General features: G+C 42.4%; 12 protein-coding genes. 6 read left to right on the top strand and 6 right to left on the bottom strand.

What is annotated here, in order from left to right; all coding sequences use genetic code 11:
- The first annotated feature begins 42 nt into the window (after window positions 1-42).
- Both B3S92_RS07005 and B3S92_RS07000 read left to right on the top strand, forming a co-directional pair.
- Entirely contained in the window at window positions 43-1,155 is a 1,113-nt protein-coding gene (locus tag B3S92_RS07005) for a hypothetical protein (RefSeq protein WP_296204258.1), read from the top strand.
- A gap of 262 nt (window positions 1,156-1,417) precedes the next feature.
- The gene (locus B3S92_RS07000) at window positions 1,418-2,173 is read left to right on the top strand and encodes an endonuclease/exonuclease/phosphatase family protein (protein WP_077451014.1); all 756 of its coding nucleotides are present in this window, start codon (window positions 1,418-1,420) and stop codon (window positions 2,171-2,173) included.
- Window positions 2,174-2,360: 187 nt separating this feature from the next.
- Here B3S92_RS07000 and rnr read toward each other — a convergent pair whose 3' ends face one another.
- Together rnr and B3S92_RS06990 are read right to left on the bottom strand one after the other, a co-directional pair.
- Window positions 2,361-4,691: a ribonuclease R gene (rnr, locus tag B3S92_RS06995; protein ID WP_296204256.1), complete on the bottom strand. Its 2,331-nt coding sequence runs from the start codon at window positions 4,689-4,691 to the stop codon at window positions 2,361-2,363.
- A 382-nt stretch (window positions 4,692-5,073) separates the two neighbouring features.
- A complete protein-coding gene (locus B3S92_RS06990) occupies window positions 5,074-5,301 on the bottom strand; it encodes a YdcH family protein (protein WP_296204255.1) in 228 nt (75 codons plus the stop codon).
- A gap of 466 nt (window positions 5,302-5,767) precedes the next feature.
- Between B3S92_RS06990 and ahpF the strand changes: the two genes are divergently transcribed.
- Window positions 5,768-7,345 (top strand): alkyl hydroperoxide reductase subunit F, encoded by a 1,578-nt coding sequence (gene ahpF / locus B3S92_RS06985; protein ID WP_296204254.1) that lies wholly within the window; start codon window positions 5,768-5,770, stop codon window positions 7,343-7,345.
- Window positions 7,346-7,544: 199 nt separating this feature from the next.
- Here the strand turns inward: ahpF and B3S92_RS06980 are convergent, their stop codons facing one another.
- The 3 genes from B3S92_RS06980 to B3S92_RS06970 form a co-directional block, all read right to left on the bottom strand.
- Window positions 7,545-7,877 (bottom strand): TIGR01244 family sulfur transferase, encoded by a 333-nt coding sequence (locus tag B3S92_RS06980; RefSeq protein WP_296204252.1) that lies wholly within the window; start codon window positions 7,875-7,877, stop codon window positions 7,545-7,547.
- A 193-nt stretch (window positions 7,878-8,070) separates the two neighbouring features.
- The gene (locus B3S92_RS06975; RefSeq protein WP_296204249.1) at window positions 8,071-8,397 is read right to left on the bottom strand and encodes a beta-lactamase hydrolase domain-containing protein; all 327 of its coding nucleotides are present in this window, start codon (window positions 8,395-8,397) and stop codon (window positions 8,071-8,073) included.
- Window positions 8,398-8,523: 126 nt separating this feature from the next.
- A complete protein-coding gene (locus B3S92_RS06970) occupies window positions 8,524-10,317 on the bottom strand; it encodes a SulP family inorganic anion transporter (protein ID WP_296204246.1) in 1,794 nt (597 codons plus the stop codon).
- Window positions 10,318-10,551: 234 nt separating this feature from the next.
- On the opposite strand from B3S92_RS06970, the gene trxC reads away from it, so the two are divergent.
- On the top strand, window positions 10,552-10,989 hold the full coding sequence (trxC, locus tag B3S92_RS06965) for a thioredoxin TrxC (RefSeq protein ID WP_296204244.1): 438 nt from the start codon (window positions 10,552-10,554) through the stop codon (window positions 10,987-10,989).
- A gap of 67 nt (window positions 10,990-11,056) precedes the next feature.
- Here the strand turns inward: trxC and B3S92_RS06960 are convergent, their stop codons facing one another.
- Complete coding sequence (locus B3S92_RS06960) at window positions 11,057-12,355, bottom strand: anhydro-N-acetylmuramic acid kinase (protein ID WP_296204243.1); 1,299 nt, start codon at window positions 12,353-12,355, stop codon at window positions 11,057-11,059.
- Window positions 12,356-12,652: 297 nt separating this feature from the next.
- Here B3S92_RS06960 and tyrS point away from each other — a divergent pair, with 297 nt between their 5' ends.
- Window positions 12,653-13,888, top strand: coding sequence for a tyrosine--tRNA ligase (gene tyrS, locus B3S92_RS06955; RefSeq protein ID WP_077450370.1), 1,236 nt, complete (start codon window positions 12,653-12,655; stop codon window positions 13,886-13,888).
- Between the two features lie 89 nt (window positions 13,889-13,977).
- Entirely contained in the window at window positions 13,978-14,208 is a 231-nt protein-coding gene (locus tag B3S92_RS06950) for a DUF1653 domain-containing protein (RefSeq protein ID WP_296204240.1), read from the top strand.
- Window positions 14,209-14,274 lie beyond the last annotated feature (66 nt).

Below are 14,274 nucleotides of genomic sequence, written 5' to 3'. Positions count from 1 at the left end.
TAAATTTTAATAAAATAAATAAACCAAAAAAGGATAATTTGTATGAAAGCAACTTTAAAAAGCTTACGTGAGATTACAGCAAAACCAGCAGTAAGTATCTTTGTAAAGACTCACCGTAAACACCCAGATAATGAACAAGATCCTATTGCTTTAAAAAACCAGCTTAAAATTGCCGAAGAGCGTATTACTGATGAATACGACAAAAACACAGCGGCTACTATTTTAGAAAAAATCCATGCCAAAACAGATGATCTAAACCATAACTATAACTTAGATACTTTGGCTATCTTTGCAAGCACCGATGATGTGCAAGTTATACGCTTCCCATTTGACGCCAAAGAGCGCGTAATCGTTGATGAGCGTTTTGCTACTCGTGACTTAATTCGTGATATGGCGAGTGCGGTTCACTACTATGTGGTGGTATTAGGTCGTGATCATGCTCGTCTTATCGAAGCAGCTAACAACCGCGTGGTTAAAGAGTTTGATCAGAACGACGAAGCGCAAAAGAACATGGAGAGCATTCCGTTCCCAATTGAGAATAACAGCTTATATAAAACAGGTGACGGTGGGTCAGATCGCTCAGCGAATAACGAAAATAGCTATCTAAAAGAATACTTTAACCGTGTGGATAAGAGTGTTCAAGAGCTATGGGGTGAGCATAGAATGCCTCTAGTTATCGTAGGTGATAACCGCAATATCAGTTACTATAAAGAAGTGTGTGACCGTCCAGAGAACATTATTGGCGCCGTGTCAAATGTCACTGATCTAGAAGAGGGCAGTGCACAACATATTGTTGATGGCGTACAAGAGGCGGTAGAAGAGTATCGCACTACACTACACAAAGAAGCTTTAGGCGAAATTGATAAAGCCCGTGGTGCAGATATGTTACGTACTGACTTACAAGAAATTTATCGTTCTGCTTTCCAAGGTGCAGGTGAGACTTTATATCTTCGCAAAGGCTATATGCAGCCGGCTAAGATTGATGAAAAAGCTCAAACCTTAGTTTTAGCTGACGATCCAGCAGCAGAAGGCGTAACTGATGATGCGGTAAGTGATATCATCGAGCACGTCATTCATAATGGCGGTAAAGTAGTGTTTATGCCACAAGACATTATGGGTGATGACCTGCCAATCGCTTTAGTAACTCGTTACTAAACTTAGCTTATTAATTATCGCTAAATTCAGCACTTACTGTGCTGGATTTGGCCAAAAAAAACACTGATTTCTATCAGTGTTTTTTTTATCCTACTTTATAAGTAAATAAGGTTGTCGATGGCACAGCCCTATTTAGCAATATAATAATAATTACTAACAATATAAAGCATTAAGCAACGCATCTTGCTCAAAAACTGGGTTTAATTTAGCCTCTAATTACTCTAAGATTATAGGTATATTGTCACATAATAAGAAAATTATAATGATTAATTCAAATAGCATAACGGTCACAACCTATAACATACATAAAGGTATGTCTCCGCTGAATCGCCAAGTAGTCACTCAAAAAATTGGTCAAGCTTTAAAAGATATTAATCCTGATATTCTGTGCCTACAAGAAGTGCAGGGTCAGAATCTAAAGCGTATGGTCAAGTACAACGAATATCCGAACCAGTCACAGCATGAGTGGTTTGGTGAGTTTTTGGACTGTCGGCATAGCTATGGTAAAAACTCAGAATATAACAATGGTCATCATGGCAATGCGGTATTGAGTCGTCATCCGCTAGACCCGAAGCATAATATTAATATTACTGTGAATAAGCTTGAACAAAGAGGGGTGCTTCATTGTGAGGTATGGCCTCTGGGCTGGCCTGAGCCTGTTGTGGTGCTTTGTGCTCATTTAAACTTGCTTGAGAATGACAGAGAAAAGCAGTATCGAGCGATTGCAGCTTATGTTAACGATACTATTGATCAAAATCGTCCTTTAATATTGGCGGGTGATTTTAATGATTGGAAAAAAGTCTCGTGTCAGAAATTAGCAGATGAGCTAAATATGACCGAAGTTTTTATGGAAATGCATAATAAGTTATTGCCCACCTATCCTGCTAAGCTTCCGGTACTTAGCTTAGACCGTATCTATGTGCGTAATTTAAAAATCAAGCAGGCTTGGGTGAATAAAGGCAAACCTTGGTCTTCTTTATCTGATCATCTGCCTATCAGTGCTGAGCTTTATCTATAAGCACTGGTTTGGTGGTTAAAGTACCTTGATTGTCAAAGTAGCTATCATTTGATTACCTTCTCATTCGCTAGGCATTAATGGCTAACCAATAACCAAAAAAAGAGCTGCCCAAACTGGACAGCTCTTTTTTTATTGGCCTTACTGAGCGGAGATTGTCCGTTCAGCAAGTTTCAGTTATAAACCAATCCTATGACTTAGGTTTGCCACGGCCTCGGCCATTACGACGGCGAGAAGGCTTTTTGTCATCAAAGCCTTTGCCTTGACCGTTATTATCAGACTTGTTATTGGTCTGTTTTGACTTTCCGTTACCGTTACCATTACCATCTTTTTTGGTTTGGTTCATCGCACTGGCTTTAAGTTTAGCGATCAGTTCAAAGTCAATCTGCAATAGGTCCATATTGACGGCAGCGACTTTGATACGCACCAAATCTCCTAGACCATAGACAGTGCCTCTGTCTTGACCAATAAGCTGTTGCTGTTTTTCATCATAAACGAAGAAGTCTTTACCCACATTAGAGATGTGTACTAATCCGTCGATAAACAGCTCAGTTAGGTTGATAAATAAACCAAAACTGGTCACGGTGGTAACCACGCCATCAAACTCTTCCCCAACATGGTCTTTCATATAGTGACACTTCAACCAGCTTTCGACAAAGCGAGAGGCTTTTTCGGCACGGCGTTCGGTATCTGAGGTTTGCTGACCGGCTTCCTCAAGGGTAAAGTCCATTTCTGGCTGTTTCTTACCGGTTACTTTGGCCTTAATCGCACGGTGTAGCATCAAGTCAGGGTAGCGGCGAATAGGTGAGGTAAAGTGTGAATACTCATCATACGCCAGACCGAAATGACCGATATTATCAGGCGAGTAGTTGGCCTGCATCATAGAGCGCAGCAGCATACTGTGAATACTCACCGCATCTGGACGATCTTTAGTGGCTTCGATAATACGTTTATAATCTGCCTGAGTGGGGTTTTCCTCTGGGAAACTGATACCAAAGTTCTTCGCATATTCGTGCACCGTACGTGATTTCTCAGAGTCAGGCTTATCATGGTTACGATATAGAACTGGCAACTCGTATTTTAGCGCGAAGTTGGCTGCACAGGTGTTAGCCAGTAGCATCAGCTCTTCAATCAGTTTATGCGAGTCACCACGGGTACGGGGAACAATGGCATCAATGCCACCTTCCTCATTAAATTTGATGTAGGTTTCTGGCGTTTCAAATTCCATCGCATTACGCTCTTCACGCTTCTGGACCAGTACTTTATATAACTGGTGCATGGTGTCGATAGACTTCTTAACGTCTTTGTTGCCCGTTAGCGAGTCAGGCACATTTTCCATATTGCCCTCAAAGTAATCATTGACTTGGTTGTAAGTCAATCGAGCTTGAGAGTGCATAACAGAAGGGTAAAACTCATAACCTGTAATATTGCCGGCACGAGACAGCTTAATGTCAGCGACCATACACAGACGGTCAATCCCTGGGTTCAATGAACATAGGCCGTTAGAGAGCACTTCAGGCAACATTGGTACCACATGATGTGGGAAATATACTGAAGTTCCGCGATCAAACGCTTCATGGTCTAAGGCTGAGTTTGGAGTAACATAATGGCTGACATCAGCAATGGCTACTACCACGCGGTAGTTGCCACCAGGTCGTTTCTCTGCATAGACCGCATCGTCGAAGTCACGTGAGTCTTCGCCATCAATGGTTACTAAAGGCAGGTGACGAATATCAGTCCGACCTTTCATCTCCTGCTCAGTGGGTTCTTTATAACTATTGGCCTGCTTTAATACTCCTGCACCGAAATCGCTTGGGATATCATAGTTGAGTAAGGTGGTCTCAATAATCACTTCGCGGTCGTTATCATCATCCATAACATTGATGATTTTACCCGTCGCAAATTCGTGCTGAGTCGGCCAATCAATAATATCTACTTTAACCGGATAGCCAGGCTTGGCATTTAAGGCTGCTACGTTTTCAGCGGCGACAGTAATTGGCTGATGGTTGTTAGGACTAGACAGACTAACGATGTAGCCCTCATCATCTTTTTCCAAAGTACCAATAAAGTGGGTTTGTTGACGCTCAGTGACCTCGATAATGCGACCTTCAGTACGGCCTCTATTATCGGTGGTGGTGCCGATAGCATTCACTGTATCGCCATTGAATACCCAGCGCATTTGTTTTTCATGCAAAAATAAATCTGGCATATCATCCAGCACGACAAAGCCAAAGCCTTTCGCATGGGCAGAGACAGTACCGGTTACCACGTCTTGTTTGGTTACCGCGCGATATTTATAAGGTCTACCATCACGGTTAACTTGGCCATCACGACTCATCGCTTTTAGGCGATTGCCAAGGGCGTCAAATTGGTCTTCATTATCAATACCAAATGATTCAGCCAATTGTTTGTGAGTAAGCTCGCCCTTATCTGCCAAAGTTTGCAAAATAAGCAAACGGCTAGGGATGGGGTTTTCATAATTTTGAGCTTCTTGTTGTGCGTTAGGATCGTTCCAGGTCATATAATACCGTATGAGTTATTTGTATTTGAGTAATGCTAGTCAACTGAATGTTGTCACTAGACTGAGATTATTGGTTTCGTTGCTATTCTTATAATAAGAAAACAAGCTAATAAAGGGCAGTTAGATTAATAATTATTATATAAAGAAGAGGTGAAAAAGTATTTACAGGCCAATTTAATGCCTATCGAAGCTATATTAACATAAAAAAAGAGTTAATAAGTACGCACAACTATGATAGTGCTGGTTAACTAACGTAAACAAAAGTTTTTGATTGTCAATAAATGATAAAGCCCTACAGTATTGCAGGGCTTTATAAACGAAATTAATCTATAAGCTATGAATGGGCTACCCACTGATCAACAGTAAGTTGCTTTAGGTCAGCTTATTGTTCTTTGCTTTTCTCGTCTAAATAACGGCCGATTTCATCTTTTAGAGCCAATTTGCGACGCTTCATTTCTTCGATTTCTTCTTCACGGCTTACTGACTTAACCACGTCGTTTTCTAGTTTATCAATTTCAGTGTCTAAGTCATTGTGCTCTTTGAACATTTTTTGGAAAAATAGGTCTGTGTTTTTAAGCTCAGAGATCAACTCGCGGTGTTCATGAAACATGGAATTATCCTTACAGTAGTTTTTTGATTTATAAAGACGGTGAATACAGGGAAGTTATCCTCTATGTACCCACGGTCCAAGGGTGGAAAGCAGAGAAATTTTTGTTATTGGTCTTAATTAAATTGTACCCAAATTAGTTAAGAAAAACCATAATTAAAATGGCTTGTTTACTCACTAATTACAATATTGATGACCCATAAAACCCTAGTTTTCTGTTTCCTAAAAGCTTAGTAAAAATAGCTTTCATTGTTTTGTATTATAAAACTATAAATGATATTAGTTTTGTTTTATCAATCACAAGGTTTGACTTAATCAGCTTGTTGTTTTGGTCTGCAGACCCGATAATATAAGTATCAACAGCAGAGAAAGCCTATATAAAACGTGCTCTATCTCGCTACAGACAAATTTTAAAAACCTCATATACAAATAACTATATCAGATAAAAATATCCTATAAGGAGTTCAATATGTTAGACCAAGGCTTATTAGATGCTGTAAAAAGCTACAGTGAAAATATGACCCGTCCAATCAATTTTGTGATTGGTAGCGGTGACCATGAAAAACGTGCTGAATTGGTAAGTTTTTTAACACAAATTGCAGGCACCAGTGACAAGATTAACTTTGATGAAAATGCTACTGACGACAGCTTGCCTAGTCCGATCAGTTTTAAAATTACCACTGAGATTGATTCAAAAGAGGCTGAAACCGGTATTGTATTCAGTGGTATCCCAGGCGGACATGAGTTCTCATCGTTAATCTTAGCCATTCTTCAAGCGGGCGGTCATACCATCAAACTTGATGAAAGTATTCAGAATATGGTGAAGCGTATTGGTCAGCCACTCCAATTCCAGACTTATGTGTCTTTGTCTTGCCACAACTGTCCAGAAGTTGTACAGGCGCTGAACGAGTTTGCTCTATTAAACGACGGTATTAGTAATGAAATGATTGATGGTGGTCTGTTCCAAGAGCAAGTGGCTGCCAATAACATTCAGGGCGTACCAGCAGTATTCCTAAACGGTAAACCTTTCTTGAATGGTAAGGTAGATACGGCTCGCATTATCGACAAGCTACAGCAAGAATTCCCAGATTTGCTAGCGGCAAGTGCAGAGGATGTAGAGCAACTAGAGCGTCAAGATGTGACGGTCATCGGTGGGGGCCCAGCAGGCGTGGCCTCAGCTATTTATAGCGCACGTAAAGGTCTAAAAGTGACCCTTATCGCTGATCGTATCGGGGGTCAAGTAAAAGACACTCAAAGTATCGAAAACTTAATTTCAGTACCATTAACCACAGGTAATGAGCTGTCAGCAAACTTTGAAAAGCACTTAAAAGAGTATGAAATTACTATCAAAGAGCACGTTAGCGTAAAAGAGTTAGCTGAAACCGACAATGATAACTACATCGTTCATCTAAACACAGGTGAGCAGTTTGAAACCCGTAGTATTATTCTCGCGACTGGGGCTCAGTGGCGTAAACTGAACGTTCCAGGTGAAGAAGAAAACATTGGTAGCGGGGTGGCTTATTGTCCACACTGTGACGGTCCCTTCTTCAAAGGTAAAGACATCGCTGTCATTGGTGGCGGTAACTCAGGTATTGAAGCGGCGTTAGACTTGGCCGGTATCGTTAAAAATGTGACCGTCTTTGAGTTTGCCGATAGCCTAAAAGCTGACCAAGTGTTAATTGATAAAGCCAAACAAACCCAAAACATTGACATCATTACCTCAGCGGCGACCAAAGAGATTAAAGCAACTGACGGTAAAGTGACCTCAATCGTTTATGAAGACCGTAGTAGTGGCGAAACCAAAGAGCAAGACTTATCTGCGGTGTTCGTACAAATTGGTCTGGTGCCAAACTCAGAGTTTGTCAAAGGCTTCGTTGATATGAACCGCTTTGGCGAGATTGAAATTGATGAAGCTTGTAAGACCAACCGTAAAGGCGTTTTTGCTGCTGGTGACGTCACTACCGTCCCATTTAAGCAAATTAACATTGCCATGGGTGAGGGTTCAAAAGCGGCCTTATCAGCATTTGAATATCTAGTTATGCAGTAGTCAGATCATAAATTTGAACTGAAATACTGGTTGAAAGCTCCATAAAAAACCACCCCAGCTAGTAATAGTTGGGGTGGTTTTTTTGTGGGCTATATTTTTCCTTGAAGTGCTATAAACGAAAACGCCCTTCCAAATTTTGGAGGGGCGCAGCTGATAGGGGTATGAGCCAGTTAATAGGGTTATGAGAATGTTACGTAGACTAGTCGTCTAACATATCACGCTGTTTGGCCGCTTCATATAAGCCGTTTGAGCGGTTACCGGTACGGCAGAACATTAAAATAGGCTGCTCTGCTTGATTGAAATAATCGGCGAAATCTTCAACATGTTGCATGTTTAATTCATTACCTGCAAATGAGATTTCTTTGTAGGCTAGGCCAGCTTCTTTTGCAGCCGCTTCAATGTCGGCGCTGGTTGGTTGATCAGTGGCTTCACCATCTGGACGGTTATTAATAATAGTTTTGAAGCCTTGAGCGGCCACTTCTTTTACTTGTTCTGGGGTGATTTGACCTGAAAAACTCACTTGATGTGACATACTTTTTTCCTTAGTTAATAAGTGCTTTTTAAATAAATACTTTTTAAATAGATACTCTGCGGTTTATTTTACTAAATAAGAAGGGCTTGGGAGTGGTTTATTGTTCAAGATAAGTATCAATGCCTTAAGGAATATACGCTGCTTCAAATGAGCCATGCTTAAATTGTGCGGTATTAAGTATTGAGACGCTAAGTTATAGTAATCCTTGCATCACGGCGCTTTGATACAGTAATTTAGCTCGTGCCCCTGAGCCACAAAATAACATAATAGGTTTGGGCAGCTTATGATATTGCTCAGCAAACTGCGCTACTGTGTGACAGCTTAGACGCTCTTCATCATATGGGATATAGCAGTAATTCAAGTTGGCTTGCTCTGCAGCTGAGCATAGCGTCTGGCTTGAGGGCTGGTTTTCCACTTCATTATCAGGACGAACGTTTATAATTGAACGGTAGCCCATTTCTGAAAGCTTCAAGCATTGAATAGGATAAATTTGCTTATAAATGGTTAAAGAATCGCTCATGGTATTAATTTTTGTCCGCTAAATAAAATTATATGGATTTAGTGAGCCTGATTTTAACATTTTAAGCTCAGCCTCTTATTTTGTTATTGTAGGCATATTTTATTGGAACTGTATTTCTATATTGGATTATTCAAATTCTCTTTTTTGTATCGTGGGATAAATGTCGTTATGTCGATCATCATCGGTTAATAAAGTAATTGCTTGCATGGTACTCAAAAAGACGCGCCCAGAGAGCTCATTAATCACAGGCGTTTGCTCAATGATGTCCATCACTGGACCTTTGATAAAACTGTAATGTAAGTGTCTATTAGTAGCCTTTAGTTCACGATTTAGGGTGATGAGCATCTCTTGAGCCGTAAGGTCAATATGATTCACCGAGGACATAATCAGTACCAGTTCAATGGCCTTAGGGTGTTGGTTAAGGGCCTCCTTGATCTGGTTATAGACCGACTCACTATTTCCGAAGAAAAGACTTTCATCGACTCGCATAATCAACAGGTTGTCATAGGTAATCACGTCATGGCGGTGAATGTTACGAAAATGCTCTGTGCCCTCGAGTCGACCGACCACGGCAATATGTGGTTGGCTTGACTGCCAGATAAGACCGGCAAAAGACACAATGATACCGATTACTAAGCCCACATTAAGGCCAAATGACAGTACCCCCAGGAAGGTAGCGGCAAAGCTGAGAGCGTCTAAACGGTCTGTCTTTAAGGCTGTCTTGAAGGTCTCTACATCAATAAGGCTAAGAATAGAGGCCATAATCATTGCCCCCAAAAGGGCATAAGGTAGGGGAGCGATAATGTTTCCTAGAACCAATAAAGTGGCCACCATAATGAGCACAGTAACGACGCTTGCCAAGGGGGTCTTAGCCCCTGAGTCGGCATTAATAGCAGTACGAGAGAAGCCACCCGCTACCGGAAAACTTTGGCTAAAGCCTCCGGCTATATTGGCCAAGCCTAACCCTTGAAGCTCTTTATTGGCATCAAATTTCTCCCCACGCATACGGGCATAAGTACTGGCAACCGAGCTACTAGAGACAAACACAATTAAGGCCATTAACCCTGCGGTCGGTAATAAAGTAGCGACCTGGGACAGGGAATCAAACTTGGGCACAGCCAGCATCGGTAAGCCAGAGGGAATCTCACCGATAATGCGGATACCTTGGTTTGACCAATTACCAAAATGGCTCAAGGCAATGGCGACTATGACCACCACTAAAGGAAATAAGCGCCCTACCCATTTGGCTTGGGCAGACGGTAACCAAGACTGCCATAACCAATGACTGGCATAACGGTTTAGCATAAATAAGGTAAAACTAACGCCGCCGATGATAAAGGTAGGCAGGTGAAAGGTAGTTAGTTGCGTCAATAAGCTTGTGGCATAGCCTGGTAAAGTATTGCCACTAACCGCAATATTGGTCACGTATTTTAATTGGCTAACAAATATCAATACCGCGGCACCGCTAACGAAGGCTGCAGAGACGCCGCGGCTAATGAACTGCATAATCCAGCCGAGTTTGAGTTTGCCCGCGAGCCAAAGTATAGAGCCCATCATCAGTGCCAGTAAGCTGGCTAGCATGGCGTATTGCACACTGCCTTCTATGGCTAAGCCATGTAAGCTACTGGCGGTCATGATAGCGGTAATGGCCACAGCGCCAATGGCCTGGATATTACTTGAGCCAACCCAAGCATACACCAGTACGGGTATGATAGAGGCATAGATACCATAAACTGGGGGCAAGCCGGCCAATACTGCGTAGCCCAAACTTTGAGGGATAACTAAGATGCCGACCACCAGTCCTGCAATGATATCGGCGGGCAGGCGAGAGGTATCATAAGTCAATATCCACTCTGGGATTAACTTAGCAAGCCAGCTGTTATTTTCAAGACGATTAGCTGATGTTTGTTTTTCCGCCACGATAGCCTCGCATTAAAGACCGGTTAACTGGAGTCGCTGATGATTACAATTGCATAGACTTGGCCTATTGAAATCCAGTTCTAAGTATCAATATATATAATTGTATAATATAACAAATTGCAGAAGAAAGATGGACTATTTGTATAAGCCAAGTTTATTTGATTGTGTTTATACTGGGTTATGAAAGTCTATCCCTAAACCGCTTGTTTACAATAAATTTAAAGGTACAAAGTCATGAGTAGCTCACAGTCATTACATCTAGTCTGCCCCAAGTGTGCGGCAACCAATAGAATCCCTGCTGAACGTCTGAACCAAAGTCCGGTATGTGGTAAGTGTCAAAGCTCTTTATTGACAGCAGAGCCTGTGGTATTGACCGGTCAAACTGCTCATAAAACCATCCAAAAAAATGAGGTGTTAACCATCGTTGATTTTTGGGCAAGCTGGTGTCAGCCGTGTCATATGATGGCGCCACAATTTGAGCAAGCCGCTAAGCAGTTGCCCAACGTGGTATTTGCGAAACTACAGACTGATAAGTTTGAGCAAGCCGCAGCACCCTATGGTATTCGCAGCTTGCCAACCATGGTGGCTTTTAAAGGGGGCAAAGAAATTGCTCGACAGTCAGGGGCACTGCCGAGCAATCAGATTGTGCAATGGGTACAGTCTTTAGCGTAACGCTGTTGGCATTACAAGCTGTTTGGGGCTGTCTGCGATTAAAGCTATCTGTGTTTATAGCTTTGGACTAGGCAAAACAAACCTGACCCAACACCACAGCTTTGGTCGCACCGGTAACGGCGGGCAGGTTACCTGTCTCACCAATGATGGTCTGACGCGCCAGCCAAGCAAACGCCATAGCTTCTACCCAAGTGGGAGCTATGCCAAACTCTTGGCTTGTGGCTACTTGCCAATCAGGCAACCGCTTGGCGATTTGGCTGATTAGATTAGGGTTATAAGCACCGCCACCACAAACAATGATATTGCCAGGCTTGAGGCTTAACCGATCAGACTCGGTTTGAATAGCATCACATAAGCTTTGAGCGGTCAGCTGAGTTAAGGTAGCTTGTACTGAAGCGGCATCAACGCTCTGCTCGTTCTCTGCGCTGAAATCCTCAATCTGCTGCATAAGCCAATCTAAATTGAACTCTTCTCGGCCGGTACTTTTGGGGGCATTTTGATCAAAGTAGGGGTGAGCCATAAGCTGCGCTAGCAGCTCTGAATTGACGGTGCCTGACTGTGCCCACTGGCCTGCGTCATCATAAAGGGTATCAGAGTCAGGATGATGACTCTGATACCAAGCATCTAGCAAAATATTTGCCGGCCCGGTGTCGTAGCCAATGACTTGGTCGGCTTGATTGCTGGGTAGAACGGTAATATTAGCAATACCGCCTAGATTCACCACAATTAGGTCTTTATTTGACTGTGTAGCGTCAGCAAATTGTGCCAAGTGAAATGCGGGCGCTAGAGGAGCCCCTTGACCGCCTACGGCCATGTCTCTACGGCGAAAGTCGCTAACCACGCTGATGCCCGTACGCTCAGCAATAATATTTGGATCTACCAGTTGCAAGCTAAAGCCTAAATTTGGACGATGACGCACGGTTTGACCATGGCACCCAATGGCTAGGATAGCATCTGCCGTAACACCTGTCTTTTCGAGGAGTTCGTTAACAACGGTACTGGCGAATTCGGCATACTCACGGCTGGCCCAGCCAAACCATTCAAGCTCACTTTGAGGCTGTTGCTCTAAAATGGTGTTTTTTACAGGGTGCGCTAGATTGGTAATGCCATTGGGCTGACATAATGCCAATAGCGTGTCGCGCAGGTGCTCTGGAAACTGCTTGGTATGAGTGGCAATAATCTTCTCATTATCAGAGTCATCAAACTGACAAATGACTGCATCCATGCCATCAAGGCTGGTCCCTGACATCATACCGATGTAATAACCAGTGTCAAAACTGTTAAACAAAGTCTCAGATAAAGCAGACTCCAAATTTTGTAAGTCTTCTAAAGTACTATCGTTAGAGGGTAATTCGGTAGGTGTCATAGGCCTGCTACATTGGTTGCAATAAAAAAGAAGAGACTGCCGTAAAGCAGTGTTGCTGTTATTATAACAAAAGGCGCTTAGATAAGCTTTTTATCGCAGTTTAAAAAAGGCTCTGAGTAAGGGATTCAAGGCTTGAATTGGATCATGCTTTATCAAAATGGCTATAAAAGGCTCGTGAAAATAGCTTTTTGCAGCATTCTTCATTAAAATCCTAGCATTCCTTTTTTATACTCATTAACATAGTCCTGATTAGACTGTTATTTCCTATTCATTCATCACAAAATAATTGAGGCAGATATGAGCCAAGCGACGTCAGAACAATCCACTAATAACTTAAGTATTGAAGAGCAACTGGCTATTATTAAACGTGGTACTTATGAGATTTATTCAGAAGAGGATTTGATTGCTAAGCTAAAGCTGGGTCGCCCCTTAAAAATTAAAGCAGGTTTTGATCCAACGGCTCCTGACTTGCACTTAGGCCACACAGTTCTAATCAATAAACTAAAGCATTTCCAAGACTTAGGCCATGAGATCTATTTCTTAATCGGTGACTATACCGCAAAAATTGGCGACCCTTCTGGTAAAAACGCTACACGTCCACCGCTAACCGATGAACAAGTATTGGCGAATGCCAAAACTTATGCTGAGCAAGTGTTTAAAATCTTAGATAAAGACAAAACTAAGGTGGTCTTTAACTCGCAGTGGTTTAATGAAATGAGCGCTGGTGACATGATTCAATTGGCCAGTCAGCTTACTGTCTCCCGTATGTTAGAGCGTGATGATTTTGCGAAGCGCTATGCTTCACAAACTCCAATTGCCATTCACGAATTCTTATATCCTCTTGTGCAAGGTTATGACTCGATTGCTCTTGAGGCCGATGTTGAGATGGGCGGTACCGACCAAACCTTTAACCTATTGATGGGTCGTACCCTTCAAGGCCGTTATGGTCACGAAGCACAAGTGTGTATTACTGTGCCGATCTTAGAAGGCCTAGATGGCGTAAATAAGATGTCTAAGTCACTAGGCAACTACGTGGGTGTAGACGATGCGCCAGGCACTATGTACCAAAAGCTGTTGTCTATGCCAGATGATCTGATTCAGCGTTATTATGAATTCCTAAGCTTCAAGCCTATGGAAGAGGTGAATGCGCTAATGAAAGAGATGGAAGAGGGTCGTAACCCACAAGAGATCAAGCGCATCTTAGCAGAAGAGCTTATTGAACGTTTCCATGGAGCAGAAGCTGCAGCCAATGCTCATAAATCAGCGGGTAACGTCTTAGCTGATGGTGAGTTGCCTGTGGATTTACCAGAGGTGACTCTAGAGCTGGAAGACGGTCAAGACGCTTTGTTTATTACGCAAATCTTAAACCAAGCAGACCTGGCTAAAAACAGTGCGGCTGCCAAAGACATGCTAAAACGCAATGCGGTTAAAGTTGATGGCGAAGAAGTGAATGCAGGTTTTAGTTTAACTTCGGGTCAAACTGTGGTGATTCAGGCCGGCAAAAAAGCCTTTGCTCGAGTGACTATTGCTTAAATTTTGTGCTTAACGCTTTTGTTTAGAGTGTGAAGTTTGATGTTAGCAAAAGCACAGCCATAAACCACTAAAACAGGATGAGTAATAAAGTGACCATTAAAAGCGTACCCCAAGGTATCTACCGCCATTACAAAGGCAGTCTCTATCAAGTGCTACACACAGCACGTCACTCAGAAACTGAGGAGTCGCTTGTGGTATACCGTTGTCTTTATGGTAATTATGATGTGTGGGTGCGCCCGCTAGAGATGTTTACTGAAACGGTAACCGTCGAGGGCAAAACGGTACCACGTTTTGAGCTGGTTCAGGCTTTAGCGGATTAGTTTGTTCGGTTGTATTTATGTGCTAATTTCATTTGTTTGTTGGCTTGTGTCTCGTCCTGAAATACA

Source organism: Psychrobacter sp. UBA3962, from assembly GCF_002385225.1.
Classification (GTDB): domain Bacteria; phylum Pseudomonadota; class Gammaproteobacteria; order Pseudomonadales; family Moraxellaceae; genus Psychrobacter.
Note: the sequence above shows the minus strand (reverse complement) of the source record. Positions and strands in the feature narration are given on the sequence as shown.

What these genes read in the sequence shown, in the direction of transcription:
- B3S92_RS07005 (WP_296204258.1), top strand. Translation starts at nt 43, where the DNA reads ATGAAAGCAACTTTAAAAAGCTTACGTGAGATTACAGCAAAACCAGCA.
- B3S92_RS07000 (WP_077451014.1), top strand. Translation starts at nt 1,418, where the DNA reads ATGATTAATTCAAATAGCATAACGGTCACAACCTATAACATACATAAA.
- rnr (WP_296204256.1), bottom strand. Translation starts at nt 4,691, where the DNA reads ATGACCTGGAACGATCCTAACGCACAACAAGAAGCTCAAAATTATGAA.
- B3S92_RS06990 (WP_296204255.1), bottom strand. Translation starts at nt 5,301, where the DNA reads ATGTTTCATGAACACCGCGAGTTGATCTCTGAGCTTAAAAACACAGAC.
- ahpF (WP_296204254.1), top strand. Translation starts at nt 5,768, where the DNA reads ATGTTAGACCAAGGCTTATTAGATGCTGTAAAAAGCTACAGTGAAAAT.
- B3S92_RS06980 (WP_296204252.1), bottom strand. Translation starts at nt 7,877, where the DNA reads ATGTCACATCAAGTGAGTTTTTCAGGTCAAATCACCCCAGAACAAGTA.
- B3S92_RS06975 (WP_296204249.1), bottom strand. Translation starts at nt 8,397, where the DNA reads ATGAGCGATTCTTTAACCATTTATAAGCAAATTTATCCTATTCAATGC.
- trxC (WP_296204244.1), top strand. Translation starts at nt 10,552, where the DNA reads ATGAGTAGCTCACAGTCATTACATCTAGTCTGCCCCAAGTGTGCGGCA.
- B3S92_RS06960 (WP_296204243.1), bottom strand. Translation starts at nt 12,355, where the DNA reads ATGACACCTACCGAATTACCCTCTAACGATAGTACTTTAGAAGACTTA.
- tyrS (WP_077450370.1), top strand. Translation starts at nt 12,653, where the DNA reads ATGAGCCAAGCGACGTCAGAACAATCCACTAATAACTTAAGTATTGAA.